This is a genomic window from Nocardioides sp. YIM 152315, assembly GCF_029210375.1.
GTDB lineage: Bacteria > Actinomycetota > Actinomycetes > Propionibacteriales > Nocardioidaceae > Nocardioides.
The window spans coordinates 123,990-150,963 of record NZ_JARGER010000018.1 but is presented as its reverse complement, the minus strand read 5'-3'; the positions used below and the strand labels follow the sequence as shown (position 1 = coordinate 150,963).

Annotated in this window: 25 protein-coding genes; 11 read left to right on the top strand and 14 right to left on the bottom strand. The window is 71.2% G+C overall.

Annotation, left to right across the window (positions count from 1 at the left end):
* The first annotated feature begins 51 nt into the window (after positions 1 to 51).
* Complete coding sequence (locus PZ894_RS06260; protein ID WP_275743547.1) at positions 52 to 1,383, top strand: DNA polymerase IV; 1,332 nt, start codon at positions 52 to 54, stop codon at positions 1,381 to 1,383.
* On the opposite strand, the gene PZ894_RS06255 is transcribed toward PZ894_RS06260, so the two are convergent.
* The 3 genes from PZ894_RS06255 to PZ894_RS06245 all read right to left on the bottom strand — a co-directional run bounded on the left by PZ894_RS06255 (position 1,346) and on the right by PZ894_RS06245 (position 3,869).
* On the bottom strand, positions 1,346 to 2,224 hold the full coding sequence (locus PZ894_RS06255) for a biotin-dependent carboxyltransferase family protein (RefSeq protein ID WP_275743545.1): 879 nt from the start codon (positions 2,222 to 2,224) through the stop codon (positions 1,346 to 1,348). The two genes, PZ894_RS06260 and PZ894_RS06255, sit on opposite strands and share 38 nt — an antisense overlap.
* Positions 2,221 to 2,814, bottom strand: coding sequence for an allophanate hydrolase subunit 1 (locus tag PZ894_RS06250; protein ID WP_275743543.1), 594 nt, complete (start codon positions 2,812 to 2,814; stop codon positions 2,221 to 2,223). The genes PZ894_RS06255 and PZ894_RS06250 overlap by 4 nt, the downstream gene beginning before the upstream one ends.
* Before the next feature lie 362 nt (positions 2,815 to 3,176).
* Complete coding sequence (locus PZ894_RS06245) at positions 3,177 to 3,869, bottom strand: 5-oxoprolinase subunit PxpA (RefSeq protein WP_275743541.1); 693 nt, start codon at positions 3,867 to 3,869, stop codon at positions 3,177 to 3,179.
* A 23-nt stretch (positions 3,870 to 3,892) separates the two neighbouring features.
* Here PZ894_RS06245 and PZ894_RS06240 point away from each other — a divergent pair, with 23 nt between their 5' ends.
* Together PZ894_RS06240 and PZ894_RS06235 are read left to right on the top strand one after the other, a co-directional pair.
* Positions 3,893 to 6,037: a S9 family peptidase gene (locus PZ894_RS06240; protein WP_275743539.1), complete on the top strand. Its 2,145-nt coding sequence runs from the start codon at positions 3,893 to 3,895 to the stop codon at positions 6,035 to 6,037.
* A 175-nt stretch (positions 6,038 to 6,212) separates the two neighbouring features.
* Positions 6,213 to 7,166 carry a sigma-70 family RNA polymerase sigma factor gene (locus tag PZ894_RS06235; RefSeq protein WP_275743537.1) on the top strand — a complete coding sequence of 318 codons (954 nt, stop codon included), beginning with the start codon at positions 6,213 to 6,215 and terminating at the stop codon, positions 7,164 to 7,166.
* A gap of 64 nt (positions 7,167 to 7,230) precedes the next feature.
* On the opposite strand, the gene coaE is transcribed toward PZ894_RS06235, so the two are convergent.
* Both coaE and PZ894_RS06225 read right to left on the bottom strand, forming a co-directional pair.
* Positions 7,231 to 7,815, bottom strand: a complete 585-nt coding sequence (coaE, locus tag PZ894_RS06230; protein ID WP_275743535.1) for a dephospho-CoA kinase — start codon at positions 7,813 to 7,815, stop codon at positions 7,231 to 7,233.
* On the bottom strand, positions 7,800 to 8,756 hold the full coding sequence (locus PZ894_RS06225) for an NAD-dependent epimerase/dehydratase family protein (RefSeq protein WP_275743533.1): 957 nt from the start codon (positions 8,754 to 8,756) through the stop codon (positions 7,800 to 7,802). Before PZ894_RS06225 ends, coaE begins: the two co-directional genes overlap by 16 nt.
* A gap of 110 nt (positions 8,757 to 8,866) precedes the next feature.
* On the opposite strand from PZ894_RS06225, the gene PZ894_RS06220 reads away from it, so the two are divergent.
* A complete protein-coding gene (locus PZ894_RS06220) occupies positions 8,867 to 9,559 on the top strand; it encodes a TetR/AcrR family transcriptional regulator (protein WP_275743531.1) in 693 nt (230 codons plus the stop codon).
* Here PZ894_RS06220 and PZ894_RS06215 read toward each other — a convergent pair.
* From PZ894_RS06215 to PZ894_RS06200, 4 genes are all read right to left on the bottom strand, one after another.
* Positions 9,556 to 10,788 carry a cytochrome P450 gene (locus PZ894_RS06215; protein WP_275743529.1) on the bottom strand — a complete coding sequence of 411 codons (1,233 nt, stop codon included), beginning with the start codon at positions 10,786 to 10,788 and terminating at the stop codon, positions 9,556 to 9,558. The genes PZ894_RS06220 and PZ894_RS06215 overlap by 4 nt on opposite strands.
* 77 nt (positions 10,789 to 10,865) lie before the next feature.
* Positions 10,866 to 11,726 (bottom strand): hypothetical protein, encoded by an 861-nt coding sequence (locus PZ894_RS06210; RefSeq protein WP_275743527.1) that lies wholly within the window; start codon positions 11,724 to 11,726, stop codon positions 10,866 to 10,868.
* Positions 11,719 to 12,285 (bottom strand): RNA polymerase sigma factor, encoded by a 567-nt coding sequence (locus PZ894_RS06205; RefSeq protein ID WP_275743525.1) that lies wholly within the window; start codon positions 12,283 to 12,285, stop codon positions 11,719 to 11,721. Before PZ894_RS06205 ends, PZ894_RS06210 begins: the two co-directional genes overlap by 8 nt.
* Before the next feature lie 75 nt (positions 12,286 to 12,360).
* Positions 12,361 to 13,305, bottom strand: coding sequence for a helix-turn-helix domain-containing protein (locus PZ894_RS06200; protein WP_275743523.1), 945 nt, complete (start codon positions 13,303 to 13,305; stop codon positions 12,361 to 12,363).
* Between the two features lie 81 nt (positions 13,306 to 13,386).
* On the opposite strand from PZ894_RS06200, the gene PZ894_RS06195 reads away from it, so the two are divergent.
* Entirely contained in the window at positions 13,387 to 13,545 is a 159-nt protein-coding gene (locus tag PZ894_RS06195) for a hypothetical protein (protein ID WP_275743521.1), read from the top strand.
* Between the two features lie 65 nt (positions 13,546 to 13,610).
* Here the strand turns inward: PZ894_RS06195 and rpsA are convergent, their stop codons facing one another.
* The gene (rpsA, locus tag PZ894_RS06190; protein WP_275743519.1) at positions 13,611 to 15,083 is read right to left on the bottom strand and encodes a 30S ribosomal protein S1; all 1,473 of its coding nucleotides are present in this window, start codon (positions 15,081 to 15,083) and stop codon (positions 13,611 to 13,613) included.
* Between the two features lie 223 nt (positions 15,084 to 15,306).
* On the opposite strand from rpsA, the gene PZ894_RS06185 reads away from it, so the two are divergent.
* On the top strand, positions 15,307 to 16,119 hold the full coding sequence (locus PZ894_RS06185) for a class I SAM-dependent methyltransferase (RefSeq protein ID WP_275743517.1): 813 nt from the start codon (positions 15,307 to 15,309) through the stop codon (positions 16,117 to 16,119).
* 30 nt (positions 16,120 to 16,149) lie between these two features.
* Here the strand turns inward: PZ894_RS06185 and PZ894_RS06180 are convergent, their stop codons facing one another.
* Positions 16,150 to 17,094 (bottom strand): DUF3068 domain-containing protein, encoded by a 945-nt coding sequence (locus PZ894_RS06180; protein WP_275743515.1) that lies wholly within the window; start codon positions 17,092 to 17,094, stop codon positions 16,150 to 16,152.
* Between the two features lie 193 nt (positions 17,095 to 17,287).
* Here PZ894_RS06180 and PZ894_RS06175 point away from each other — a divergent pair, with 193 nt between their 5' ends.
* Positions 17,288 to 19,030 (top strand): hypothetical protein, encoded by a 1,743-nt coding sequence (locus tag PZ894_RS06175; protein WP_275743513.1) that lies wholly within the window; start codon positions 17,288 to 17,290, stop codon positions 19,028 to 19,030.
* Here the strand turns inward: PZ894_RS06175 and PZ894_RS06170 are convergent.
* Entirely contained in the window at positions 19,007 to 19,900 is an 894-nt protein-coding gene (locus PZ894_RS06170) for a porin PorA family protein (RefSeq protein WP_275743511.1), read from the bottom strand. The genes PZ894_RS06175 and PZ894_RS06170 overlap by 24 nt on opposite strands.
* On the opposite strand from PZ894_RS06170, the gene PZ894_RS06165 reads away from it, so the two are divergent.
* Complete coding sequence (locus PZ894_RS06165) at positions 19,872 to 21,224, top strand: acyltransferase (RefSeq protein WP_275743509.1); 1,353 nt, start codon at positions 19,872 to 19,874, stop codon at positions 21,222 to 21,224. The genes PZ894_RS06170 and PZ894_RS06165 overlap by 29 nt on opposite strands.
* Positions 21,225 to 21,234: 10 nt before the next feature.
* On the opposite strand, the gene PZ894_RS06160 is transcribed toward PZ894_RS06165, so the two are convergent.
* The gene (locus tag PZ894_RS06160) at positions 21,235 to 22,086 is read right to left on the bottom strand and encodes a 2OG-Fe(II) oxygenase (RefSeq protein WP_275743507.1); all 852 of its coding nucleotides are present in this window, start codon (positions 22,084 to 22,086) and stop codon (positions 21,235 to 21,237) included.
* A 116-nt stretch (positions 22,087 to 22,202) separates the two neighbouring features.
* Between PZ894_RS06160 and PZ894_RS06155 the strand changes: the two genes are divergently transcribed.
* From PZ894_RS06155 to PZ894_RS06145, 3 genes are read left to right on the top strand one after another with little or no spacing between them, the layout of a single operon-like run.
* Entirely contained in the window at positions 22,203 to 23,702 is a 1,500-nt protein-coding gene (locus PZ894_RS06155; protein WP_275743505.1) for a bifunctional glycosyltransferase/class I SAM-dependent methyltransferase, read from the top strand.
* Positions 23,699 to 25,720: a hypothetical protein gene (locus PZ894_RS06150; protein WP_275743503.1), complete on the top strand. Its 2,022-nt coding sequence runs from the start codon at positions 23,699 to 23,701 to the stop codon at positions 25,718 to 25,720. Before PZ894_RS06155 ends, PZ894_RS06150 begins: the two co-directional genes overlap by 4 nt.
* Positions 25,720 to 26,844, top strand: coding sequence for a glycosyltransferase family 4 protein (locus PZ894_RS06145; protein ID WP_275743501.1), 1,125 nt, complete (start codon positions 25,720 to 25,722; stop codon positions 26,842 to 26,844). The genes PZ894_RS06150 and PZ894_RS06145 overlap by 1 nt, the downstream gene beginning before the upstream one ends.
* Here PZ894_RS06145 and PZ894_RS06140 read toward each other — a convergent pair.
* Complete coding sequence (locus tag PZ894_RS06140; protein WP_275743499.1) at positions 26,828 to 26,971, bottom strand: hypothetical protein; 144 nt, start codon at positions 26,969 to 26,971, stop codon at positions 26,828 to 26,830. The two genes, PZ894_RS06145 and PZ894_RS06140, sit on opposite strands and share 17 nt — an antisense overlap.
* Positions 26,972 to 26,974 lie beyond the last annotated feature (3 nt).

Here is a 26,974-nt window from a genome sequence, read left to right as displayed (position 1 = left end):
CGCAAAGCGGGCCGGCGGACCGACGTCGGCGCCCCGCGATAGGTTGCGCGGGTGCGAGCGGTTGCGTCGGTGCTGCACCTCGATCTCGACGCGTTCTTCGCCGCCGTCGAGCAGCGCGACAAGCCGTCGTTGCGGGGCAAGCCGGTCGTCGTGGGCGGCGTCGGCGGTCGGGGCGTCGTGTCGACCGCGTCGTACGAAGCGAGGAAGTACGGCGTCCGCTCGGCGATGTCGACCAGGGAGGCGCGGTCGCGATGCCCGCACGCCGCGTTCCTCAGTGGCCGCTTCCACGCCTACCGGGAGACCAGCGAGCAGGTGATGGGCCTGCTGCGGTCGGTCTCGCCCCTGGTCGAGCCGCTGTCGCTGGACGAGGCGTTCGTCGACCTCGCGGCGGTCGACCGGGACGCACACCCGGTGCTGGGTCAGCTGTCGGTGGCGGGCGTGACGGCCTTCGCCGAGGAGCTGCGCGCCCGGGTCGTCGCGGCGACGGGCGGGCTGACCGCCTCGGTCGGCATCGGGACGTCGAAGTTCATCGCGAAGGTCGCCAGCGACCTCGACAAGCCCGACGGCCTCGTCGTGGTCGCGCCGGGCACCGAGCGCGACCTGTTGCGACCGATGAAGGTGTCGGTGATCCCCGGCGTCGGTCCGGCGACGTCCGAGCGCCTGCGCCGCGTGGGCGTGCACACGATCGCGGAGCTCGAGACGCTGAGCGAGGACGAGCTGGTCCGGCTGCTGGGCAACGCCTCGGGCCACTGGCTCTTCGCGCTGGCGCGGGCCCAGGACGATCGCCCGGTGGTCGCCGAGCGCGAGGCGAAGTCGGTCAGCGTCGAGGGCACCTACGACCACGACCTCACCGATCGCCGCCTGATGGAGCAGCTCCTGGCCCGGCAGGCCGCCGACGTCGCCCGGCGGCTGCGCAAGGCCGGGCTGTCGGGGCGGACGGTCACCATCAAGGTGCGAATGCACGACTTCACGACGCTGAGCCGGTCGACCACCCTGCCCTCGCCCACCGACGTGCCGGCGACGATCGCCCGGCTGGCGCGCTCGCTGCTGGGCGACCTCGACACCTCGGGCGGCGTGCGGCTGCTGGGTGTCGGCGTGTCGGGGCTCGCCGACTGGGTGCAGGAGGACCTCTTCGGCGAGACCGAGCAGGACGACGAGGAGCTGCCCGAGGTCGCGGTGCCGCACCACTCGCGGCGCACCTGGTCGCCCGGGATGGACGTCGTGCACGCCGAGATGGGTCGCGGTTGGGTGTGGGGAGCGGGACGCGGGGTCGTCACGGTCCGCTTCGAGACCGCGGAGTCGCCGGCCGGCCCCGTGCGCAGCTACCCCGACGACGACCCCGCACTCACGGCGTGGCGGCCGGCGACCCCCGACGACGGGTGAACCGCAGGTCCTCCCCCGGCCGCAGCTGCGCGCACTGCCACAGGTCGGCCTCGTCGACGAGGGCGAGCACCGGGTAGCCGCCGGTCGGCGGGTGGTCGGCGAGGAAGACGACCGGCACCCCGCTCGGCGGCACCTGCACCGCGCCGAGCACCATCCCCTCGCTGACCGGCTCGTCGGTGCGTCGCCGCGGCAGCGCCGGCCCGTCGAGGCGCAGGCCGATCCGGTCCGAGTCCGCCGAGACGACGTACGGCGTGGCGCACAGCCGGTCCAGCGCGTCGTCGTCGAACCAGTCGGCCCGCGGCCCGGCCGTCACCCGCAGCGCACCGCGGCGCGGGGCGCGGGGAGTGTCCAGCGGTCGCGGTGCGCCGCGAGGACGCCCGACCGGCAGCACCGTGCCCGACTCGACCCGGGGCGGCCCCACCCACGCCAGCGTGTCCGTCGAGCGCGAGCCGAGGACCGGCGGGACGTCCACGCCGCCACTGACGGCGACGTAGCTGCGCAGCCCGCTCGTCGGCGTACCCAGCGTGAGGGTCTCGCCGGTCGCCAGCCACTCCGCCCGAGCGTGTGCCCGGGCGTGCGCGCGGGCCGAGCCGGCGATGTCCAGCGGCACCGGCGCGCCGGTCACCGCCACCCAGCAGCCCGCGTCGGCCCGCAGGGACAGCCCACCGAGCAGCACCTCCAGCACCGCGGCGTCGGCGGCGTTGCCCACCAGGCGGTTGGCCAGCTCTGCCGCGGGCACGTCGAGCGCACCCGCGCGCGGGACGCCGAGATGGGCGAGCCCCAGGCGGCCCCGGTCCTGGACGGTGACGAGCGGACCGGTCGCGAGCACGTGGAGACTCATGCCGCCACGAACCTGACCCGGGTGCCGGGCGCCAGCAGCGCCGGCCGGTCTCGGGACGGGTCCCACAGCGGTGCGTCGGTGCGGCCGAGCAGCCGCCAGCCGCCCGGCGACGCCGTCGGGTAGGTGCCGCACCACCGGCCGGCCAGCCCGACCGAGCCCGCCGGCACCCGCGGACGCGGTGAGTCCAGCCGGGGCACGGCGAGCTCGGCGGGCAGCCCGTCGAGGTACGCGAACCCCGGAGCGAACCCGCAGAACGCGGAGACGAACTCCAGCCCGGTGTGCCGGGCGACCAGCCCGGCGACGTCGGTGCCCCACGCGTCGGCGACGAAGGCCAGGTCCGCCCCGTCGTAGGTGACGGGCACCTCGACCAGCTCGCCGACCGGCGTCTCCGACGTCGGCGTCCACCCGCGCAGCAGCGCGCCGAGTGCCTCGACGTCGGGCACGCCGTCGAAGAGCACGCTCTCCGCCGCCGGGACGACCTCGACCGCCTCGACCCGCGCCGCGCGCGCCCACGTGGCGAGGGCGAGCGCCTGGGCCGGCCCGGCCACCTCGACGAGGAGCGCCGTGGCGCCGACCGGTCGCAGGTGCATGGGATCAGTGTGGTCCGCGCCGGGCGGAGATGCGGATGGGCCCCCGGTGGTATGAGCACCGGGGGCCCTCGCTCGGCCGGGTAGGTGACGTCCGGCCCACCGGTCAGGTCCTCCGGTCCCGCCGCCCCGTCACCGGGCGGACGCTGCGGGCTGCCCCGCGGTGCGGACCTTCGTGCCTGTCCGATCCCCAGCCCTCCGTTGCCGGTCGGCTGGTGAGGAGAGTTCTACGTGGCCCGGGTCACACCCGGCAAGGGGGTCCGCGGAGTCCACAGCGCCATCCACAGGTCCTGCCCGGCCATCCACCACAGGAGCACACAGTGCACACCCGTCGGTCCAGACCTGTGGAGCAACCTGTGGACGGCTCACACGAACGCGCGCAGCACCACCCCGGCGTCCTCGAGGGCGGCCCGTACGCCGCGGGCGTGGTCGACCGCACCGGGGCTGTCGCCGTGCAGGCACAGGGAGTCGACGTCGGCGGCCAACGACACCGCCTGGGCGACGATCCGGTCCTCCTCCTCGACGAGCGCCCCCGGCTCCGAGCGCAGCACCAGGCGCCCGTCGGGCGTGTAGCCCCGGTCGGGGAACCCCTCCCGGAAGGCGGCGCGCCCGGCGCGCACCGCGCGCCGCAGGAACGCCCCGGGCATGCCGAGCACCGGCAGGTCCGCCGACCCGGCCAGCACCGCCGCGGCCTGCTCGTCGTCGTCGATCACCCGGTGGTAGAGCGCGCCGTGCGGCTTGACGTAGCGCACCGCCGTACCCGCCGCGGCGGCGATCTCCGCCAGCGTGCCGACCTGGTCGGCGACCTGGTTGCGGAGCACGTCGTAGGAGACGTCACGCGCGACCCGTCCGAAGTGCTCCCGGTCGTCGTAGGACACCTGCGCACCGACCGCCACCCCGAGCCGGGCGGCGTCCGCGCACACCGCACGCATGATCGCGGCGTTGCCCGCGTGGTAGCCGCACGCGACGTTGGCGCTGGTCACCACCGCGAGCAGGGCGGCGTCGTCGGTGACCTCCTCCCCGAGATCGGCGTTCAGATCCACTGTCCGCGGTGCCATGCACCCGACGCTATCGTCGCGGCATGCAGCCGCCCGTCGCCGACCGACGACCCACGAGCACCGAGATCCACGGCCACACCCGCACCGACGACTACGAGTGGCTGCGCGACAAGGAGTCGCCCGAGGTGGTCGCCTACCTCGAGGCCGAGAACGCCCACACCCAGGAGCAGACCTCCCACCTCGCCGACCTCCGCCGGGCCATCTTCGACGGCATCAAGGCCCGCACCCGCGAGACCGACCTGTCGGTGCCGACCCGCAACCGGGGCTACTGGTACTACGGGCGCTCCTTCGAGGGCCGCGAGTACGGCGCGAGCTGCCGCGTCCCCGTCACCGACCCCGACGACTGGACCCCGCCCCGGCCGGCCGAGGACACCGCCCCGGACCGACCGGCCCTCCCCGGCGAGCAGGTGGTGCTCGACCTCGACGCGCTCGCGCAGGGCCACGAGTTCTTCTCGCTCGGCGGGTCGTCGGTCAGCCCCGACGGCAACCTGCTCGCGTACTCGACCGACGTCGTGGGCGACGAGCGCTACACGATCCGCGTGAAGGACCTGACCACCGGCGACCTGCTCGGCGACGAGATCACCGGCGTGCTGGGTGGCGCGACCTGGGACCGTGCCGGCGAGAACTTCTACTACACGACCACCGACGAGTCCTGGCGCGCCGACAAGATCTGGCGGCACCGGCTCGGCACGACGCAGGCCGACGACGAGCTGGTCCACCACGAGACCGACGGCCGGTTCTGGGTCGGCGTCGGCCGCACCCGCAGCGACCGGTTCCTGGTCGTCGCCGCCGGCTCGAAGACCACGAGCGAGTACCGCTTCCTCGACGCCGACTCCCCCGACGCCGGCTGGCGTGTCTTCGCCGAGCGCCGCGAGGGGCTCGAGTACTCCCTCGACCACGCCGTCATCGGCGGCGAGGACCTCTTCCTGGTCATGCACAACCACACCGGCGCGGACTTCGAGCTGTCGACCGCCCCGGTGGCGCCGACCCCGCCCGGCGACTGGCGTCCGCTCATCCCCCACGACCCCGCCGTCCGCCTCGAGGACGTCGACGCCTTCGCCGGCCACCTCGTCGTGCACCAGCGCAGCGACGGCCTCACCCAGCTGCGCATCCTCGAGCTCGGTCCCGAGGGGCTCGGCGACGACTACCTCGTCGAGTTCGACCACGCGGTCTACACCGTCGGCTCGGCCGGCAACCCCGGCTTCCGGCAGCCGGTCGTGCGCCTGGGCTACACGACGATGGCGGTGCCCTCGTCGGTCTACGACTACGACGTCCGCACCCGCGAGCTGACCCTGCTGCGGCGCACCCCCGTCCTCGGCGGCTACGACCCCGACGACTACGAGGAGCACCGCCTCTGGGCGACCGCCGACGACGGGGAGCGGGTCCCGATCTCGATCGTGGCGAGGCGCGGATCGCGCGAGGACGTGGGCGGCGGCACCCGGCCGGTGCCGACCCTGCTCTACGGGTACGGCGCCTACGAGACCTCGATCGACCCCTACTTCTCGATCGCGCGGCTCGCGCTGCTCGACCGCGGCGCGGCCTTCGCGATCGCGCACGTGCGTGGCGGCGGCGAGATGGGCCGGCGGTGGTACGACGACGGCAAGCTCCTCCGCAAGCAGCACACGTTCTCCGACTTCGTCGCCTGTGCCCGCCACCTCGTCGACACCGGGTGGACGACCGCCGGCACGCTGGTCGCCGAGGGCGGCAGCGCGGGCGGCCTGCTGATGGGCGCCGTCGCCAACCAGGCGCCCGAGCGGTTCGCGGGCATCGTGGCGGCCGTGCCCTTCGTCGACGCGCTCACGACGATGCTCGACGCGACGCTGCCGCTGACCGTCACGGAGTACGACGAGTGGGGCAATCCCGAGGCCGACCCGGCGGTCTACGACTACATGGCCGGCTACGCGCCGTACGACAACGTCGCCGCCGTCGACTACCCGCCGATCCTCGCCGAGACCTCCCTCAACGACACCCGGGTGCTCTACGTCGAGCCCGCGAAGTGGGTCGCGCGGCTGCGTGCGACCGCCGTCGGGCGGCGGGACTTCCTGCTGCGCACCGAGATGGCGGCCGGCCACGGCGGCGTGTCGGGACGGTACAAGTCCTGGCACGACCGGTCGTTCACGCTCGCCTGGATCCTCGACCGGATGGGCCTGGCCGGGGTCACGCCCTGAGGGCTCCCCTGAGAAGTCCCTGAGAGTACGCCGTCGACGCAACTCTTCAAGCCTCCCGCACGTCGTGAGGGGTGAAGGAGCCACGTTTGCCGCGGGAATCCTGTGGTCACCGTGGACGTTGTTGAAGACGTGTGAGGGCGCAACGGCGCCGTCCACAACGGAAGGAGGGCGTGCCATGGCTACCCGAACCGCTCCGGCCACGCGCGAGATCGAGGGTCGTGACAGCGTTGGCCTCTACCTGGACGAGATCGCGCGCAATCCCCTGCTGGACGCCGCCGCCGAGGTGGAGCTCTCCAAGACGATCGAAGCCGGCCTGATGGCCGAGCACCTGCTCGCCGAGGGCCGCGTCGGCCGCCGCAAGGGCGGCGCACCGATGACCGCGACCCAGGAGGAGCTCGAGTGGCTCGCCGAGCAGGGCCACAAGGCGGTCGACACGTTCATCACGGCCAACCTGCGACTGGTGGTCTCGATCGCCCGCAAGTACGGCCGCGCCCAGATGCCGATGCTGGACCTCATCCAGGAGGGCAACACCGGCCTGATCCGTGCGGTCGAGAAGTTCGACTACACCAAGGGCTACAAGTTCTCGACGTACGCGACCTGGTGGGTGCGGCAGGCGATCACCCGCGGCATCGCCCAGCAGGCGCGCGTCGTGCGGCTCCCCGTGCACGTCGTCGAGGAGCTCAACCAGGTCGGCGGCGCCCGCCGCACCCTGGAGCGCCAGCTCGGCCGCGACCCCGAGCCGCAGGAGATCGCCACCGAGCTCGGCATGGACCTCGACCGGGTCCTCGACCTGATGTCGTGGGGCCGCGAGCACGTCTCGCTGGACTCCCCGGTCGACGAGGACGGCGACACCTCGCTGGGCGACCTGATGGCCCAGGAGACCTCGCCGGGTCCCGACCTGACCGTGCTCGACGTCGAGTCCCGCGAGCGGCTCAACCGCCTCGTCGGGCAGCTCGACGACCGCGCGGCCGACATCATCCGCTCCCGCTACGGCCTCGTCGACGGTCGCCAGCACAAGCTCGCCGACATCGGCACGAAGCACGGGATCTCCGCCGAGCGGGTGCGCCAGCTCGAGCGTGAGGCTCTCCAGAAGCTCCGCCGCCTCGGCGACCCAGACCTGGCAGCCTGACACCCGGCCGCCAGCCGCTCGACCCGCCCGAAGCGCTCGGGCGGGTCGAGACCATTTCGGCCAGCTATCCCGCCAGCTCCGCGTAGACCTCCTCCACCCGCGTGCGCAGGTCCTCGCGGGAGCCGTCGTTGACGATCAGGTGGGTGGCGATCGCGCGGCGCTGCTCGGGGGTGGCCTGGGCGGCGATCCGGGCCTCCGCGTCGGCACGGGTCCAGCCGCGGTCGCGGAGCATCCGCTCGACCTGCACCTCCGCCGGGGTCTCGACGACGATCACGGCGTCGAAGGTGTCGGCGCGGCCGGACTCGGCCAGGAGGGGGATGTCGTGCACGACGACCGCGTCCTTCGGGGCGGCGGCCTCGAGCGCGGCGTACCTCTCGAAGACCAGCGGGTGCACGATGCCCTCCAGGACCTTGCGCCGCGCCTCGTCGTTGAAGACGATCTGCCCCAACCTGGGGCGGTCGAGGTCGCCCTGCGCCGTGAGGATCTCCGGACCGAAGGCCGCGACGACCTGATCGAGGCCCGGCGTCCCGCGCTCGACGACCTCTCTGGCCAGCTGGTCGCCGTCGATGATCACGGCGCCGAGCTCGGTCAGGATCGCCGAGACCGTGCTCTTGCCCGAGGCGATGCCACCGGTCAGTCCGACTCGCATGGCGTCAGGGTAGAGGGCTGCCCCAGCGCGCTCGCGCGGCAGACCTCCGCCCACGGCGTCGGCTCGAGCCCGAGCTCGCGGGCGATCGCGCTCGAGTCGAGCACGTAGGGCCGGGTGAACTGGTACTCGGTCTCCCGCAGCTCGCGCAGCACGGGTACGACGGCGCCGCCGACGCCCAGCACCCAGCGCGGGAACGGCTTGACCGCGACCGGCTCGCGGCCGGCGGCGCGACACACGTCGGCGACCGCCTCGGCCTGGGTGCGCGGGGCGTTCGTGGGGGCGTGCCAGACCCGGCCCCAGGTGCGCGGCGCCTGGGCGACCGCGGCCAGCGCGCGACCCATGTCGCGCACGTCGGTGAAGGAGTGCGGCCGGTCGGGCCGGCCCATCACCCGCACGGTCCTGCCCGCGAGCGCGGCGGCGGTGACGCGGGCGACTTGGCCGCTGGCGGGAGCGACCCACGGCCCCATGTAGTCGGAGCCGCGCACCTCGACCGCGGCGATCCGGCCGGCCTCGTGGGCGGCGCGCGCCTCGGCCCACATCCGGGCGCGGATCCGCGCCTTCTTCGTCGTCGCGGCGTCGGGCATCCCCTCGACCATCGGCTCGTCGACCGGCCCGTAGGCGTAGAGGCACGAGGCGGTCACGAGCGTGGCGCCGGTGCGCTGCGCGGCGGTCAGGAACGCCGCGGCGACCGGAGGCCAGAACGTCGGCCAGACGGTGTAGCTGGGCGGGTTGACGCAGTTGTAGAGCGCCGTGGCGCCGGTGGTGAGCTCGGTGAGCCGGTCGGCGTCCGCGGCGTCGACCGCCTCGCGGCGTACGCCCGGGACCGCGGGGCCGGACCCCGAGCGGCTGACCAGCAGCACCTCGTGGCCCTCGCCGGCGAGCTGGATGGCGGTGGCGCGGCCGACCGGGCCGGCGCCGACGATCACGTGCAGGTCGGGCATGGTTCCTCCTGGAGTCTCAAGAAGAGAGCACCGCTCTCAGTTCCCGAAGGCTGACACACTCCGAACCGGAAAGCAAGAGCACCGCTCTCGAAATGTGCGATGGTGGTCCCGTGACGCCACGCTCCCGCGCCGAGAACCGCATCGAGACCACCCGGGCCATCCAGCAGACGGGCCGCCGACACCTCGCCGAGGTCGGACCGGCGGCCCTGTCGTTGCGCGCCATCGCCCGCGAGGTCGGCATGGTGTCCTCGGCGGTCTACCGCTACTTCCCCAGCCGCGACGACCTGCTGACGGCGCTCATCGTCGAGTCGTACGACGAGCTGGGCGATGCGGTCGAGGCGGCCGACGGGTCCGTGCCGGATCGGGACGACCTCGCGGGCCGCTTCCGCGCCGTCGTCCACGCGATCCACGACTGGGCGCGCGCGAACCCGCACGAGTACGCCCTGCTCTACGGCTCCCCCGTCCCCGGCTACGCGGCGCCGGAGACGACGGTCCCGTCGGCGGCGCGCGTGACCGGCGCGTTCCTCCGGCTGGCCCAGGCCGCCGAGGAGACCGACCGGCCGCTCGGCGCCCCCGCCCGCACCGTGGCGACCGCGGAGCACGACGCGCTCGCCGGCGTCCGCGAGGCGCTCGACTCCCCCGTCGCCGACGAGCGCACGGTCCGGTGGCTGATGGCGTGGTCGACGGTGTTCGGCCACCTCAGCCTCGAGCTGTTCGGGCACATGTACCGCGGCGTCCTCGACTACGACGCCCACTTCGCCCACGTCGTCGACCAGCTCGTCGCCGACCTGGGGATCGGTTAGCGGAGCCGCACGGGCAGCCGGTCGACGCCGTACACCGCCGAGAGCTTGCGGAAGCGGAGCCGCCGGGTGGCCGGGCGCAGGTGCGGGAACCGCGCCGCCAGCGCCGGCAGCGCGGTGCGCAGCTCCATCCGCGCGAGCTCCGCGCCGATGCAGCGGTGCATGCCGTGGCCGAAGGCCAGGTGGCCAGCGCCGTCGCGTCCGGGCGCGAAGTCCGGAGCAAGGTCCCGGTTGGCGCCCAGCAGCGACACGAGCACCGCGTCACCGCGGCGGATGTGCTGACCGGACAGCTGGTGGTCGAAGCGGGCGAAGCGCGGGAACGCCACCTGGACGACGGTCAGGTGCCGCAGCAGCTCCTCGACCGTCTCGTCCACCGCGTCCGGGTCGGCGACGATCCTGGCGCGGACGTCCGGATGCTCCATCAGCACGTGCGCCGACAGGGCGAGCATGCTGGCGGAGGTCTCGTAGCCGCCCAGGAAGACGCCGTCGGCCAGGCCGCCGAGCGCCGTGTCGTCGAGCTCGTCGCCGTGCTCGCGCAGCAGCGCCCCGATCAGCCCGTCGCCCGGGTCACGGCGCTGGCGGGCCACGGCGTCGATCAGGAAGCCGCGCGACGCGGCGGCCGCCCCGAACGAGCCCGCGCTGCCCTTGCTCAGGTCGAACCTGGCGACGCCCAGTCGGCGGAAGGCGGCCCGGTCGCCGGCCGGGAGGCCGAGCAGCTCGCAGATCACCTCGAACGGCACCGGGAACGCGAACTCCGCGACCAGGTCGACCCGACCGCGCTGCCGCGCCATCGCGTCGAGCCGCTCCTCGACGATGCGCTCGATGCTCGGCTGCAGGCGCGCCAGCCGGCGACGGGTGAACTCGGGCGTGAGGAGTCGCCGCAGCGTCGTGTGGTCGGGCGGGTCCGTCATCCCGAGCCCACCGATCTGCTCGGCGGCGGTGCGGCCGCCGCGCGAGACCAGCGGCCGCAGGTCGTTGCTGTAGGTCTGCCCGTCGGCGAGCACCGACCGGGCCGCGTCGTACCCGCTGACCAGCCAGACGTCCGTCCCGAACAGGCTGACCAGCCGGGTGACCGGCTCCGCCGCGACGAGCCGGGGCACCGGGTCGACGCCGTCGCGCTGCAGTGGATACTTGGCGACGCCCGGGACGAAGCGGAGCTTGCGCAGGTCGAGGCCGTCCCGGGTCGCCCACGCGCTGATCTGGTTGCCGACGAAGGTCGCAATCGTGCTCACACGTCAAGTCAACCGGCGCCACCGCCTCCGCAACATCAGGGAAGGCCCCCAATCGGTGGTGGTGCCAGCACCACCCTTCAGCAGCCGTGGTTGGCCTGGGCGCAGGTGTCCAGGCCCCAGCGCAGGGTGTAGACGTGCTCGGTGCCCGAGAGTCGCAGCGTCGCCGTGATCGGCGGCTCCTTCGTCTCGTTGCCGCCGTCGTCGGCGTGGCTGTGCAGGACCCGCCAGTACCTCCGACCGTCCGAGCCGGTCGTGAGCTCGGCGTCCACGGACGCGCCGTCGGGGAACGCGTACGAGACGGCGTACGCCGGCGCGCCGTCGGGGACCACGCCCGCCGCGAGCCGGGTGACCTCGAAGCCGCCGCCGTGCGCCGGCAGGTAGGCCGAGCTGACCCGGAAGGTCTCGCGCGAGGCCCGCGGCACGAGCGGGAGCGGACGATGGGTGGTCGTCATCCCGCCGACGACGTCGCAGACCGTGAACCGGTCACCCTGCACCCAGACCGACGTGGCGTGGCCGTCGACGTCCGGGAACGTCGCGACCTGCTCGGCCCCCGGCAGCGTGCTCGTCACGGTCTCCGCGCAGCCGAGCTCCTTGACGTCGACCCGGTGGTCCTCCTGGGTGCCGGGCACCTTGCTGGCCTCGATGCTCTCGCCGAGGGTCTCGCTGGGCGCCGCCGACTCCACGGGCGACTCGGACGCCGACGTGGCGCCACCCGCCGGCGCACCGCTGTCACCACCGCCATCGCCGTTGCCGGCCCGCACGGCCCAGCCGGCTGCTCCGGCGACCACCAGCACCGCCGCGGCCGCCAGCACCGGGATCGCCCAGCGGCGCGGCCCGCTCCGGCGTTCGGCCTGGGCGGCGCCGAGCAGCTCGGCGCGGATCCGGGCGCGCGCCTGGTCGGGCATCGGCTCGTCGGGCGGCGGGGTCGGGTCAGTCATCGCGGGCTCCTCGGGACGTCTGGGTGGTGAGCCGGGCGCGCGCCCGGGAGAGCCGGGACCGCACGGTCCCGACGGGTACGTCGAGCGCGGCGGCCGCCTGCTCGTAGGACAGGCCCGACCACGCGACGAGGCCGAGCACCTCCTGCTCGCGCGGCGGCAGCTCGCGGATCGCGTCGAGCACCGCGCGCATCCGCGCGGACGACCCGAGCCGGTCGACCACCTGCTCGGCGTGGTCGGGTGCGACCTCCGGCCGGGGCAGCGCCGCGACGGCGCGGAGCCGACGGCGCCGCGACCGGTTCAGGTTGCGGCAGACGTTGGTCGCCACGCCGTACAGCCACGGCAGCGCCGACCCGTCGTGCGCCTGCACGCGACGGCGGTGCCGCCACACCTCCAGGAACACCGACGCCGTGGCGTCCTCGGCGTCGGCCCAGTCGCCGGTGGCCCGGAAGCAGTGGTTGTAGATGCGGTCGCCGTACCTGTCGAAGAGGGTCGCCAGCGCCTCGGGGTCGTCCTCGCGCAGCGCCGTCACCAGCGCGAGCTCGTCACCCTCGGTCGCCACCTCTCCTCCTCGCACACCCCGTCATGTCCGCGGAGCCGGGCGAGTTCCCGGCAGACGGATCCGGCCGCCCGGGGCTCAGCCGGCGAACCGGCGCCGGTACTGCTGGGGGCTGAGCCCGCGCACGCGCGCGAAGTGGTGGCGCAGCGTGGCGGCGTTGCCGAAGCCGACCTCGTCGGCGATCCAGTCGATGGAGTGGTCGGTGCGCTCGAGCAGCTCCTCGGCCGCCTGCACCCGCTGGCGGGTCACCCAGGCGTGGGGGGTGGTGCCGGTCTCGGCGCGGAACCGGCGCGCGAACGTGCGTGGCGACATGTGGTTGTGGCGCGCGAGGGTGTCGACGCCGAGGTCCTCCCCGAGGTGCTCGACGATCCACTGGAGCAGCGGGCCGAGCGTCTCGGCGTCGCAGTCGGGGACGGCGTTCGCGATGAACTGCGCCTGGCCGCCGTCGCGGTGCGGCGGCACCACGATCCGCCGCGCGGTCATCGCCGCCGTCTTCGCCCCGAAGTGGTCGCGCATCAGGTGCAGGGAGGCGTCGATCCCCGCCGCCGCTCCGGCGCCGGTGAGGATGTTGCCGTCGTGGCAGTAGAGGACGTCGGGGCACACCTTCGCCTCCGGGTACGCCGCGGCAAGCCGGTCGGTGTAGCGCCAGTGGGTGGTGCACTCGCGCCCGTCGAGCAGCCCGGCGCCGCCGAGCTCGAAGACCCCGGAGCAGTGCGCGTAGATCGTCGCGCCGCGCGCGTCGGCCGCCCGCAGCGCGTCGAGGACGACCGGGTCGTGGTTCGTGAAGTCGTACTTCGGGCTCAGGCAGACCAGGTCGGCGTCCTCGGTCGCCTCGAGCCCGCGCTCGACGTACAGGTCGTAGTCGGAGCGACCCCGCAGCCGGCCCGGGCGCGGCGTGCAGATCTGGAAATCGAAGACGGGGTTGTCGTCCTCGGGGTGGTAGGGCTCGCCCCACACCTCGACCAGCGAGCCGAGCCCGAAGGGCTCCGCTCCTTCCTGCACGATCACGGCCACCTTGCGCACCCGGACAGCCTGCCGCAAGCGTGGCAGGAAATCAACGCATGATGGCTTTTCTGCCACTCGTGGCAGGATCACGATCGGCGCATGATTACTGCCATGACCTTCCTGATGATCCTCCTCCTGATCGCACTGGCGATGAGCGTGGCGACCGTGCGCCTCATCGTCAGGGACGGCCGGGGGCCGCAGCGCCCGCCGGTCTCGCACTTCGAGGACAGCCGCTTCCTGGCCCCCCTCGCACGCTGACCCTGAAATAGCGCTGACCCGCCCGAAACTTTCGGGCGGGTCAGCGCTATTTCAGGCTGCGGAGATCAGTTGCCGCCGGTCAGCTTCTCGCGGAGCGCCTGCAGCGCCTCGTCGGAGGCGAGCGAGCCGCCGGCGTCGGTCTCCTCCGCTTCGGCGGAGGAGGAGTACGACGTGGCCTCGCCGGCCTCGACCTCGGCCTGCTTGGCCTCGGCCTGCTGCTTGACGTGGGCCTCCCAGCGGGCGTGCGCCTTGGCGTACTGGTCCTCCCAGGTCGCGCGCTGCTCGTCGTAGCCCTCGAGCCACTCGCCGGTCTCCGGGTCGAAGCCCTCCGGGTAGACGTAGTTGCCCTGCTCGTCGTACGTCGCGGTCATGCCGTAGAGCGTCGGGTCGAACTCCTCGACGTCCGCGGCCGCCGCGGTCTCGTTGGCCTGCTTGAGCGACAGCGAGATCCGGCGACGCTCGAGGTCGATGTCGATGATCTTGACCATGACGCCGTCGTTGACCTGCACGACCTGCTCGGGGATCTCGACGTGGCGCTCGGCGAGCTCGGAGATGTGCACCAGGCCCTCGATGCCCTCCTCGACGCGGACGAACGAGCCGAAGGGCACCAGCTTGGTGACCTTGCCCGGCACGATCTGACCGATCTGGTGGGTGCGGGCGAAGTGCTGCCACGGGTCCTCCTGCGTCGCCTTCAGCGACAGGGAGACCCGCTCGCGGTCCATGTCCACGTCGAGGACCTCGACGGTGACCTCGTCGCCGACGGCGACGACCTCGGACGGGTGGTCGATGTGCTTCCAGGACAGCTCGGAGACGTGGACGAGGCCGTCGACGCCGCCGAGGTCCACGAACGCACCGAAGTTGACGATCGAGGAGACGACGCCCTTGCGGATCTGGCCCTTCTGGAGCTGGGTCAGGAAGCCGTGGCGGACCTCGGACTGGGTCTGCTCGAGCCACGCACGACGCGAGAGCACGACGTTGTTGCGGTTCTTGTCGAGCTCGATGATCTTCGCCTCGAGCGTCTGGCCGACGTACGGCTGCAGGTCGCGGACCCGGCGCATCTCGACGAGGGAGGCGGGCAGGAAGCCGCGCAGGCCGATGTCGAGGATCAGGCCGCCCTTGACGACCTCGATGACGGTGCCCTCGACGACGCCGTCCTCCTCCTTGACCTGCTCGATGGTGCCCCAGGCGCGCTCGTACTGGGCGCGCTTCTTGGACAGGATCAGGCGGCCTTCCTTGTCCTCCTTCTGGAGGACCAGGGCCTCGACCTTGTCGCCGACCTCGACGACCTCGTTGGGGTCGACGTCGTGCTTGATCGACAGCTCACGCGAGGGGATGACGCCCTCGGTCTTGTAGCCGATGTCGAGCAGGACCTCGTCCCGGTCGACCTTGACGATGGTGCCATCCACGATGTCACCGTCGTTGAAGTACTTGATGGTCGCGTCGATCGCGGCGAGGAAGTCCTCCTCCGACCCGATGTCGTTGACCGCAACCTGCGGCGCGTCGGTGATGTCGGGGAGGGTCGAGATGCTGCTCGTCATAAGGAAGTGTTGTCCTTGGATGGATGATGTCGTGCGGGCACGTCGAAAGGTCGGTTTCACCACTCCCTCACGGATGGTGGAGAGATAGCGAGCACAGCGTCCGCTCCGTCTGGGACCCGGGCAGACCTCCGGCGCAACCTAAAGCCTACGCGGCGCGCCGCGCGCGCGTCCAACCCGCGCCCGCCCGCGAGGCCGCGACCCACCCGGGACTACGCTCCGAGGCGTGGAGAACCAGCCCCCCGTGCGGGTCGAGCGCCGGCCGGTCTCGGAGGAGGAGTCGCGGCGGGCGAACGGGCCCGACTGGGACCGGTACGCCGACGAGTACCAGGCCACCCACGGTGAGTTCCTCGGCGACGTCGGCTTCGTGTGGGGCCCCGAGGGGCTGACCGAGGCAGAGGCCGGGGTCCTCGGCGATCTCGCCGGCCGCCACGTCCTCGAGGTCGGGTCGGGCGCCGGCCAGTGCTCGCGCTGGATCCGTTCGCAGGGTGGTCGCGCGTACGGCCTCGACCTGTCCTTCCGCCAGCTCCAGCACTCGCGACGCATCGATCTCGATACCGCGATGCCCGTGCCATCGGTGCTGGCGACCGCGACGGCACTCCCCTTCCGCGACGACTCGTTCGACGTGGTGTTCTCGTCGTTCGGAGCGCTGCAGTTCGTGAGTGACATCGACGTCGCCGTGACCGAGACCGCGCGGGTGCTCCGCCCCGGAGGGCGCTTCGCCTTCTCGATCACCCACCCGACACGGTGGATGTTCCCCGACGACCCCGACGAGCCCGGCCTCACCGCGAGCCAGTCCTACTGGGACCGCACGCCGTACGTCGAGGTCGACGACGCGACCGGGATCGTGTCCTACGTCGAGCATCACCGCACGCTTGGCGACTGGGTCTCCCTGCTCGCCGGCGCCGGCTTCGTCATCACGGACCTCCTCGAGCCCGAGTGGCCGGAAGGCCACGACCGCGTCTGGGGCGGCTGGTCCGGCGTGCGGGGGCGGTTCACCCCGGGCACGGCGCTGTTCGGTGCCCGCCTGGGCGCCTGATCGACCACCCGTCTCGACGCGTACGCCCCGTCAGACCGAGACCTGCTCCGCCCTGCTCTTGCGCGCACCCGGGGTCTGCTCTTGGCGACGCCCGGCCGCCGCCAAGAGGATGCCGGCGATCAGACAGATGCCGCCGGCAACGTACCCGACGATCGGAACCCACTTCTCGAGCAAGTCGAGAGACGCCAGATTGTCCTTAGCGCTCTCGACACTGTCCTGCTTCTGCTCGTCGGTGAACTCGGCCTGGATGCTCAGGACCGGGTCACCATCGGTCGTCGTCCGAGTCTGGTCCTCGATCTGATTGAGGATGTCACCAGTGCGCGGCTCGACCCAGAACTCGGTGTTGGCGCTGTAGATGCCGTCGACGTCGTCGGTGATCGGGGCGGGCGTGGCGTCAATCGTCATCTTGTAGACGTAGACCTCCACGCCGTCAAGGTCCTCGGTCCGATCGAAGACTGCGTCCTGTGCAGAGCCCGTCGTGTCGTCCCAGTACGGGTACGTCTTCTTCTCGGCGTTGAACGGCCACTTGTTGATGAGCCCCTCGTGCATCGAATCTGGCACATAGGCACTGCCCGTGACCGCGAGCCCCGTGACTCGGTGGGTCGCGAACTCGTCCTCGGAGGCCGAGATCAAGCGGCCGTCTGGATCGTCGCTCGAGACACAGTCGGGGACGTCGTTCTGGTCCTTCACCACACAGCTCGAGTTCTTCCACACGACGACATCGTCATCGGAAGCCTCCGAGTCCGTGACTGTCGTGCTCGTGACCCTGATCGGCACACTCTCACCGCTGAGCTCCGCCGTTCCGGCAAGGTGCGTGACATTGTGGACATCGAGGGGCGTCCTCTCGAGACGGTCGGGCGCGTAGACCTGCGCCAGGACCCCGATGACCACGAGGAACATCCCCAGGAACATGAGGATGACTGCCAAGATCCTACGCACGAAGTGCCCCTCCCGGTACGCGAACGGTCGGCGCACAGTAGCAGCCGAGTGACGCAGGCCACACCATATTAGAACATGTTGTTACCCAACAGTTTTCTGGGTGCCGCGTCGGCGAAAGCGGCGGCGCGACACCCTGGGCGAAGGCGTGCTTGACCTGCGCTGCCGGGTCGCGTCGCTGTGCGAGACTTGGCCGTTCGTGAGCGGGAGACAGCAGCAAGGAGCCGGCCGGGTGTCGACGAGCGTGGCGCGCAGCGCGGATGTCCGGGTGGTGGCCCGGAAGGTCTCCCACCGGGTCTCGACACTGCGGCTCTCTCGGCTGCGATCGCTGCGCCACTTCGTCCCGGCCCTGGTCATCGGCGCGGCGATCGCCGGGTCGACGGCGATGTCCTACTACTTCGCTCGCGACCTCTACTTCGGCGGCGACGACTGGGACTTCCTGCTGCACCGCGGCACCGTCTCGGGCGCCGACGACGGCATGTGGCTCCCGCACTACGGCCACTGGTCCACGGGCGTCGTCCTCGTCTACCGCTTCCTCTTCTCCCTTGCGGGGATGAACTACCTGCCGTACGTGGCCGTCTGTTGGGCGCTACACGCCGGCAACGTCGTCGTGTCCTACCACCTCGTCAGACGGGCCGGTGCGGGCACGGCTGTCGGCCTGGTCGTGGCGTGGCTGGTCGCGTTCATGGGAGCGGGCGCCGAGGCCCTGTTGTGGGCGACGGTGATGAACCTGCTCGCCTCCACCCTCCTCGGACTCGTCGCCCTGCTCGTGTACGTCGTCCTAGGCGACGTACCCAGGGCACGGCTGGCCGCCTGGCTCCTGCTGATCGTCTCATTGTCCTTCTCCGGCGCCGGCGTCTCGATGGTGGCTCTCGTCGCGACGTACGTCGCTCTGCGCCACTCGTTCCGCGCCGGCCTGGCGCTCGTGAGCGTGCCGGCACTGGCCTTCGGCATATGGTGGTTGCTGATCGGGCGCACCGACATGCCAGTCACGATCAGTAGCCGCGGCGACTACCTCAAGATCCCGGAGTTCTTCTGGACCGGGCTCTCCCACGCCCTCGGCACGATGTCGGGCGTGCCCGAGACGGGCGGCGTGCTGCTGGTCCTGCTGATCGTGCTGCCTCTCGTGGCGCGCGGCGCCCCGGAAACGATGCGCATCCTGGCCGCCGCGGGTGTCGTCGGTGCGCTCTTCCAGATGCTGGCCGCCACCACGCGGGTCAGCGCCGGCCTGGACTGGGCGACATCGGGCCGATACGCCTACTTGACCATCATCATGCTCGTCCCGTCCCTGGCCCTGTGCCTCACCCTGTTGGCCAGGGCGCTCGTCGTCGCGTGGTGGATCCCGGCCATCATCGTCACCATCACGCTGATCTTCTACACGCTGAACGCCGCGACGTTGATGAGGATCTACGACGAGGACCAGACCCCGTTCCGCACGCCGTGGAAGGACCGGATCGCCGGACTCGTCGCGGCGGCGGACGCGGACGAGGCAGTGCTGACCGACCAACTCGACCCTGGCCTGAACCCGTACCTACGAGCGAGCCTCTTGTTGACCCCGGAGGGCCGTGCGGCCGTCGTCGGAAAGGCCACCGAGCAGGGGCGGATCGACGCCGAGAGCTTGTCGATGGTCTCGGTCGGCCCGCAGACCGCATGGCTCGGCGCACCGTCCACGGTCCGCCTGGCGCTCGGGTTCGAGGGCACGATCCACGCCGAGCCCGGATGCCACCGTTACTCGGCGCCGGCCGGTGGTACGCCAGCGCTCGAGCTCGACACCGGCCCGAACGGGAACGAGATCATCGTCTACTCCCCATCGACGAAGGTCCGCACCCAACTAGTGCGCGCCGAGGCCGAGAGCGTCCCCCGCGAGTGGACGGTTGAGCCAGGGTCACCCGTCCACGTCGCAAGTTCCGCTCGGAACGCGATGATGCGCATCACCTTCGATCAGACCGGTTCATACACGATATGTCGGCAATGACTCCGCGGCCCGGCGGCGCTGACCGGGCAACCGCGGGCGGCGCGGCTTCACCATGACGCCCGCAAGCAGGAGCAGGACCACACCCACGGGGTACCCGACCAGCGGGAGCGTGCCAGTGAGCATCTCCACGCGGTCGCGCAGGTCGCGCGCGTTGTCCGCCATCGCCTGGACGGTGGCAGCCGTGCTCTCGACGGTGATCCGGGCCGGCGATCCCGCACTACGGCGAACGTCCTCGGCCTGACGCACGATCGTCCCTGTGGACGGCTCGACCCACAGCGTGACGGTGCCCGACAGGTAGCCCGCGAACTCGCCCGTGTCGGTGGCCGACGACTGGCCGGCAAGCTCGGCCACATATCGGTAGCAGGAGACTCCGCCGATCTCCTCCGTGCCGTCGTACGCCGTCTCGATAGCGGCGCCTGCCGGCTCATACCAATAGGAGTAGTCGGCACGGCGGGCATCGGACGGCCAGCGCTCGACCTGACCCGAGCGGGGCTGTGCGTCGGGCGGCACGTACTCCGGATCGTCGATGGCCGCACCGGTGCGGCGATCCGTCGCGATGTCGTCGAGGGTGGCCTCGAGAAGCCGACCGTCGGAGTCCTTAGACGACAGGCAGTCGGGAGTTCCGACCGGTTCGACCACGACGGCGCAGGTAAGACGGCGCCACGTGGCCACGTCGCCGTCGGACCGGGCGTCGTCGACCGTCGCCACCCGACTCACGCGCACCGGCACGGTCCTCCCCGCCACCTCGGCATCGCCCTCCATCGTCCGGTGGTGGGCAGCGTCGAGCGGGGTCTCCAACAGGCGGTCCGGCAAGAAGGTCTGCCCGAGCACCGCCACGGCAATGACGAACGCGCCGACGAATGCGAGCACGATGCCGACGATTCTGCGCAAGAAGGGCCTTCCCGTTCGAGGTCACGGCACACTAGCAGCGCTCGAGATCTATGGTTTGCGCATGCAGAGAACCGCGGCGACGCCGGAGTCCCGACACCGCCTGTTCGACGGCATCCGGGGCGTCGCGATCGTGCTGGTCATCCTCTCCCACGGCTGGGCGCTGTGGCCGACCGACGACCTGCTGTCCAACGAGTGGCTCAAGCCTTTCTTCACCAGCGGCAACTTCGCCGTGTCGATCTTCTTCATCGTGGGCGGCTTCCTCGCGACCCGATCCATCCTCCGTCATCAAGACAGCGGGGCGGAGCTGCACATCGGTGTGATCGCCGTTCGCCGGTATGTGCGGCTCAGCGGCCAGCTCCTCGTGCTGCTCCTCGTCGTGCTCATCGTGACAGCGACCGACGACGCCTCGTCGTATCCCGAGAACGAGACCGGCACGTCCGCGCTGCGCATCGCGACGTACACCTGGAACTGGTACCTCGTCTCCAGCCCGTTGTCGGCCCGACCCGACCTAGGGCACCTGTGGTACCTCTCGGTGGACTTCCAGATCTTCCTGCTGGTGCTCGTGCTGGCATACCTGATGGCACGGCACCGCGCATGGCTCGCCGCGACGCTCGGCGCCCTGCTCCTCGCCTCGATCGCGTGGCGCGTCCACGTCTATGACTCCGAGGGCGCCTACCAGGCTCTGCTGCAGACCACTACGCGCATGGATGCGCCGCTCACGGGCGCCCTCGCCGCGGTGGCACTGACCTATGTGGGCGGTTGGCGACGATTCACTCGGCCGCTGCTCGTGCTGAGCAGCGTCGCGCTCGTGCCCGTGCTGATCCTGGCCGACGACGGCGACGGCTTCGTGGGCTGGCCAGGGGCGCTGCTCGACGCGACGCTTCTGGTGTTCGTCGTGACCGCCGTCGTCGCCACCGCGCCGCGCCTGCTCGATCGCATTCTCGGCAATCCGGCGTTGACCGTCCTCGGGCGGCGCTCGCTCAGCCTCTACCTCTGGCACTACCCGATCTTCTGGTTCGTCAGCCGGCACACCGTGGACTGGAGCTGGGAGATGCGCACCGTCGTTGCGCTGATGGCGACGTTCGTGATTGCCGAGCTGAGCGAGCGGCTGGTCGAGACCCGTGTTCAGCGCCTGCTGCAGTCGCCGCGCTGGGGCGAGCTCGACGGCGGCATCCCGCGGTACGTCGTCGGGCGAGCCCGCCGCTGGTGGCACGAGCCGGGGGGCGGCACGTCCGCGGGAACCCCAGCCGACCGGGAGGACCACCAGGTCCGCAACCAGGCTGAGCGGGATCTGCCTGCCTGAGCGGCGTCACTCAGCGGTGGCGCCGCCGGAACCGGTCGATCCTGGCCATGAGCCGCTGCGCACGCTCATCGGAGATGCCGAGTCGACGCTTGGCACGGTCATAGAGATCGAGCGCCGTACGGTCGGCCGCGATCGCCGCCTTTCGTGCGCGGCTCTCGTCAGGACGGGCCTGGTAGTTCGTGGCCCGACGGACGGCGTGCTCCTCCTGGGTGAAGTAGTAGAGCGCCATCGAGCGGCGGGCCACGTCCGAAGGGCAGTTCAGTCCGTCCGGGTGACCGTGAAAGGTGTCGTAGGCAGTGCTGAAGACCAGCATGCGGTTGCCCGCCGGAGTGACGGTCGCACGGCACTCGCGCATGTCCCGGTCCCAGAGCTCGAGCTCGCCGCCCCACTCGTCGAGCCACTCGTGGTTGAGATAGAGCAGGATGTTCACCCGCCGCGCCCAGTTCTCATGACGGTGGTGCGTGGTGAAGTCGGCGTGGATGTTCAGGTGGCCGCCGCGCAGGGTCTGGTGCAGACCGCCGCCGTCCATGGTCCAGTCAGGCATCAGGTTCTCGATGCCGGTGAGCTTCTCGAGATAGGAGACGAAGCGCTGCGAGCAGAACTCCTGGGCGACGTCGTGGAGCGTCGGACCCCAGGTGTCCGGCTCGGTGTTGGAGTACTTGGTCTCGTTGACGTGCAGGTAGCCCTTCCAGAACTCGTCCTCGATGCCGGGGAATTCCGCGACCGCCTTGTCGAACACCACCGGGGTGAGGACGTTGTCGACCACCGTGTGCGGGAATGGGTCTGCGGCGCGATAGGCGGCGGATGCGGCGTCGAGATCGGCCTCGAGGGCCTCGTAGTCGACGAGCGGCGAGTCGGACATGCGCGGAATGATGCCACGAAGAACCACGACGTTTGCTACTGACCGGTTAAGATCCCCGCGACCTTCGTTTCAAGGGACAGTCGCACCGTCGGCTGGCGGAGGGCCGAGGGAGAGGGATGTCCACGCACCACCTGGACGAACACCGCCGACAGGCGATCGAGGTCCGGCAGGACCCGGTGCCCGGCAGCCCCCGCGTCGGGGTCCTCGTGGTCGCCTACAACGCCGCCGGCACGCTCGTGCAAACCCTCGCCCGCATGCCCGCCAGATTTGCACGCAAGGTCGATCACGTCCTGGTCTGCGACGACGCCAGCTCCGACGAGACCTACGAGGTGGGCCTTCGGTTCCAGAGCGGCTCCACTCTCCCACTCACGATCGTGCGGCACGAGCAGAACCTCGGCTATGGCGGCAATCAGAAGCACGGCTACGGCTGGGCGATCGAGCAGGAACTGGACGTCGTGGTGCTCCTGCACGGCGACGGCCAGTATGCCCCCGAGCACATCGAGGATCTGGTGGCCCCGCTCGCGGCGGGAGATGCGGACGCCGTGTTCGGATCGCGGATGATGGTGCCGGGCGGCGCCCGCGCGGGAGGCATGCCGCTCTACAAGTACGTCGGCAACAGGATCCTCACCGGCGTCCAGAACAGGCTGGTGGGCCTCGACCTGACCGAGTGGCACAGCGGCTACCGTGCCTACCGGGTCGACGCGCTCGTCGACCTCGATCTCGCGTCGTACTCCGACGGCTTCGACTTCGACACCGAGATCATCCTCGGGCTGCACGCCCAGGGAAAGCGGATCGCCGAGGTGCCGATCCCCACCTACTACGGCGACGAGATCTGCTACGTGAACGGAATGAAGTACGCAAAGGACGTCACGCTCGACGTCCTGAAGTATCGTCTCCGCGGCCTCGGGTTCGGGACGCCGATCGAAGCGGGTCGCGACGAGCGTGCCTATGAGCTGAAGCCGTCGGAGCACTCGTCGCACGGCGTCATGCTCGACTGGCTCGGCCAGGTGCCGCCCACCGGCGTCCTCGACGTCGGCTGCTCCGACGGCCAGTTCGCCGCCCTGATCGGCCGGCTCGGACACCGGGTCACCGGTGTCGACCTCGTTAAGCACATGGGCGTGTCAGAGCGGATGGACCGCTTCGTGGAGGCAGACCTGAACCAGGGGCTCCCCGCCGAGGTCGGCCGCGACTACCGCACGATCGTCGCCGGCGACGTGCTCGAGCACGTCATCGACCCACAGTCGCTCCTCGCCGACCTAGCCGACCGCCTGGTGGAGGACGGTGAGGTCATCGTGTCGGTGCCCAACTTCGCCCACTGGTACCCCCGCACCCGGGTGGCGATCGGGCGCTTCGACTACGACCAACGTGGCTTGCTCGACAACGGGCACGTGCGCTTCTTCACCCGAGCCAGCTTCGAGCGCCTCGTACGACGCTCCGGGATGCGCATCGTCGAGCGCCGCGTCGTCGGATCCCCGGTCGACGTGCTCGACCGCACCGGTCAGGACAACCTGCTGGTTCGCGTGGTCCGCAGGGTCGCGGCGATCGACCGGCTCGCCACCCGCGTCTGGCCGACCATGTTCGGCTACCAGTTCCTCTACCGCCTGGAGCGGGCTTGACCCCTGAAGAGGGCTCCCGTCGGCGGGTGATCGCGACCGCCGCCGGCCTAGCCGTGGGGGCTGCTGCGTATCTGCTGACCCTGTTCGACTACGGGACCAGGCTCACGCGCACCGCGAACCCGCTCGGCTACGCCTCGAACTTCTTTGACATCCAGGGTCGAGCGCTGCTCGACGGTCACCTGTGGGTGCCCACGGGCTACGTGGGCATCGAGGCATTCGTGCAGCGTGGACACGACTACCTGTACTTCCCTCCCTGGCCCGCGATCCTGCGCATGCCGGTGCTGTCCACGACCGACGACTACGACGGCAGACTGACGCTTCTCTCCATGCTGCTCGGGTTCGTCCTGATGCTGGTCATGTCGGCGAAGCTGGTCTGGCTCGTCCGTGATCTGCTCGCCCCGGGACCACTCGGCCGGGTCGAAGCGGTCTCGATGAGCGTGCTGCTCGCTCTCGCGACCGGCGGGACGAGCCTCACCTACGTCGCGTCGCTGCCGTGGGCCTTCCACGAGGTGTATGCGTGGACGATCCCGTTCGCGATCGGCTCGATGTACTGGATGGTGCGGGTCCTCCTCGACCCGGCGCGGAGGTCGATCTGTTGGCTGGCGGCGTTCGTGCTCGGCACACTCCTCACCCGGACGACCGATGGCTGGGCGATGGCGCTCGCCACCATCGGCGCCGGCATCTGGCTGCTGACCGGGCGGCTGCAGCCGGGTCGGCGATGGGCTGCGATGGGCACCATCGCCGCTGGAGCGGTGCCGCTGGCCATAGCCATCGCGATCAACGTGCTGAAGTTTCGGCACCCCTTTCTCTTCCCGCTGGACGATCAGGTCTGGACGAGCGTCAACGAGCACCGCCGTGAGGTGCTGGACGCCAACAACGGGACCCTGACCGGCCCCCAGTTCTTCACGTCGTCGTTCATGGCCTACTTCCGACCCGACGGCGTGCGCTTCGTCGACTACTTCCCGTGGATCACCCAGCCCGCGGCCGCCCCGACGGCGTACGGCGGGGCCGTGATCGACCAGAGCTACCGCACCGGCAGCGTCACCGGTTTCATGCCCTGGGCGCTCCTGCTCACCGTGATCAGCACCGTCGTGCTCTTCCGTCCCGGGGTCGACCGGGCACGGCGGCTCCTGCGGATCCCGCTGGCCGCTGGCGTCCTCGCGACCGGCGGTGTCATGGGCTACGGGTACTTCGCGCATCGCTACACCAGCGAGTTCGTGCCAGCCCTCGTCCTCGGCGCCACGGTGACGACCGTCGTCGCGGTGCAGTGGCTCGGGCGTCGTCGCTCGTGGACTCCCACCGTCTTCGTCGGCGTCGCCGCCGTGCTCACGGCGTACTCGATCGCCGCCAACATGCTGGTCGGGTATTGGAACGCGGCGCTCACCGGCGGCGGGCCACAGCTGGCGCGCTTCGTCGAGCTGCAACACCGGCTGGACCCAGCGTCCACCGCCGCCCGTACGACCCTCTCCGAGGAACTGCCCTCGGGCGGCAGCACCGACGACCTGTGGATCCGCGGCGATTGCGACGCTCTCTACCTCAACACCGGGGACACCTACGAGCCATGGCAGACCGTGCAGGAACGTGCGGTCGTCGTCGAGGTCGTCGTCGACGAGGACGCCCAGCCGGGCGTGGTCCCACTCGTGGAGCTCGACCTGGACATGAAGCGGGCTGTCGAGCTCCAAATCGGCGACGACCAGGCCCGGGTGATCATCCGGACCAGCGAGCGGACCTTCACCGGGCAGTGGTTCGAGCTGCTCGAGCCGCGGACCGTCCGAGTCGGCGTGCGCAACGATCCCGAGTTGGGCTACGCCGAGGTGGGCGCGACCCCCGGCGGCTTCGTCGGGTACCTGCCGTCGCGCGAGGTCGAGGAGGGCTTCGTCCGGCTGCCGGAGCTGGTTCCGGCAGATCGCAGCGCGCCGCGCACGGCGACGGGGGTCACGACACGCACCCTGCGAGGCCTGACGCCGGTGTTGTGCCGTGATCTGATGGCCGCGACTCGGGACCGGTCCGGCGGCTGATGCGGCTGGTGTTCCTGACCTGGCGCGACTCCACCCATCCCGACGGAGGTGGGTCGGAGGTCTTCGTCGAGGAGATCGCACGCGACCTGGCCCGGCGTGGACACGACGTCACCATCCGGTGCGCGCGCCACCCGGGCAGCACCGCAGCGGATGACGTCGCCGGAGTCCGGATCGTACGTCGCGGCGGCCGGCTGACCGTCTACCCGCGAGCGCTCGCCTGGCTGGCCGCCTACGGGCGCCGCTACGACGTCGTCGTCGACGTCATCAACGGACTGCCGTTCGGATCACCTCTCGCTCGTCGGCATGGCGTCGTGGCACTTGTCCACCACACTCACGACCGGCAGTGGGAGATCATCTACCCGGGCGTGCGCGGCCGGATCGGCTGGGCCATCGAGCATCGGCTGACACCACGTCTCTACCGCCGCGTGCCGCATCTGACCGTGTCCGAGGCATCGCGGGAGGACCTGGTGCGCATCGGCGTCCCCGCGGAGCGAATCACCATCGTGCGCAACGGGGTAGACGGTGCCCCCTCGGGCGTGCCGCGCTCCACGGCCCCACGAATCGTCGTCCTCGGCAGGTTGGTGCCCCACAAGCAGGTCGAGGACGCCTTCGAGGTCGTGGAGCGCCTGGCTGGCGAGATTCCAGACCTGCACCTGGACGTGATCGGGGACGGATGGTGGCGAGACCGCCTCGAGGAAGACCTGCAGGAGCGGCGCGTCGCGGATCGGGTGACGATGCACGGTCACGTGTCCGCCGACGTCCGGGACCGGCTGCTCGCCGGCGCCTGGCTGATGCTCCTGCCGTCGGTCAAGGAGGGCTGGGGCCTGGCCGTGATGGAGGCAGCGGTGCAGGGTACGCCGACGATCGCCTACACCAGCGCCGGCGGGGTGCGTGAGTCCGTCGTGGACGGGCAGACCGGGGTGCTGGTGGCGGACCGCGAGCAGATGGTCGAGGCCGCGAGAGCGCTCGTCGCCGATGGGGAACGTCGCGAACGGCTGGGGGAGGCGGCGCGTCGCCGATCGGCCGAGTTCACGTGGCCACACGCCGCCGACGTCGTCGAGGACGTCCTCGAGAAGTCGCGCCGAGCACTGCCTCGGCGGAGCTGGATCAGTCGCCGTAGGTGAGGATCTGCTGGTTCGCCGGGTTGTTGTCGGGGGTCGAGGTCTGCGACGAGACCACGCCGTACATCGTGACGGCACCGGCGAGCCCACCCGCGAGAACCGGGGCGAGCAACTTGACGAACAACAGCACGGC

What these genes read in the sequence shown, in the direction of transcription:
- PZ894_RS06240 (WP_275743539.1), top strand. Translation starts at nt 3,893, where the DNA reads ATGCAGCCGCCCGTCGCCGACCGACGACCCACGAGCACCGAGATCCAC.
- PZ894_RS06255 (WP_275743545.1), bottom strand. Translation starts at nt 2,224, where the DNA reads ATGAGTCTCCACGTGCTCGCGACCGGTCCGCTCGTCACCGTCCAGGAC.
- PZ894_RS06235 (WP_275743537.1), top strand. Translation starts at nt 6,213, where the DNA reads ATGGCTACCCGAACCGCTCCGGCCACGCGCGAGATCGAGGGTCGTGAC.
- PZ894_RS06250 (WP_275743543.1), bottom strand. Translation starts at nt 2,814, where the DNA reads ATGCACCTGCGACCGGTCGGCGCCACGGCGCTCCTCGTCGAGGTGGCC.
- PZ894_RS06225 (WP_275743533.1), bottom strand. Translation starts at nt 8,756, where the DNA reads ATGCCCGACCTGCACGTGATCGTCGGCGCCGGCCCGGTCGGCCGCGCC.
- rpsA (WP_275743519.1), bottom strand. Translation starts at nt 15,083, where the DNA reads ATGACGAGCAGCATCTCGACCCTCCCCGACATCACCGACGCGCCGCAG.
- PZ894_RS06245 (WP_275743541.1), bottom strand. Translation starts at nt 3,869, where the DNA reads ATGGCACCGCGGACAGTGGATCTGAACGCCGATCTCGGGGAGGAGGTC.
- coaE (WP_275743535.1), bottom strand. Translation starts at nt 7,815, where the DNA reads ATGCGAGTCGGACTGACCGGTGGCATCGCCTCGGGCAAGAGCACGGTC.
- PZ894_RS06160 (WP_275743507.1), bottom strand. Translation starts at nt 22,086, where the DNA reads ATGTCCGACTCGCCGCTCGTCGACTACGAGGCCCTCGAGGCCGATCTC.
- PZ894_RS06195 (WP_275743521.1), top strand. Translation starts at nt 13,387, where the DNA reads ATGATTACTGCCATGACCTTCCTGATGATCCTCCTCCTGATCGCACTG.
- PZ894_RS06145 (WP_275743501.1), top strand. Translation starts at nt 25,720, where the DNA reads ATGCGGCTGGTGTTCCTGACCTGGCGCGACTCCACCCATCCCGACGGA.
- PZ894_RS06155 (WP_275743505.1), top strand. Translation starts at nt 22,203, where the DNA reads ATGTCCACGCACCACCTGGACGAACACCGCCGACAGGCGATCGAGGTC.
- PZ894_RS06165 (WP_275743509.1), top strand. Translation starts at nt 19,872, where the DNA reads ATGACGAACGCGCCGACGAATGCGAGCACGATGCCGACGATTCTGCGC.
- PZ894_RS06210 (WP_275743527.1), bottom strand. Translation starts at nt 11,726, where the DNA reads ATGACTGACCCGACCCCGCCGCCCGACGAGCCGATGCCCGACCAGGCG.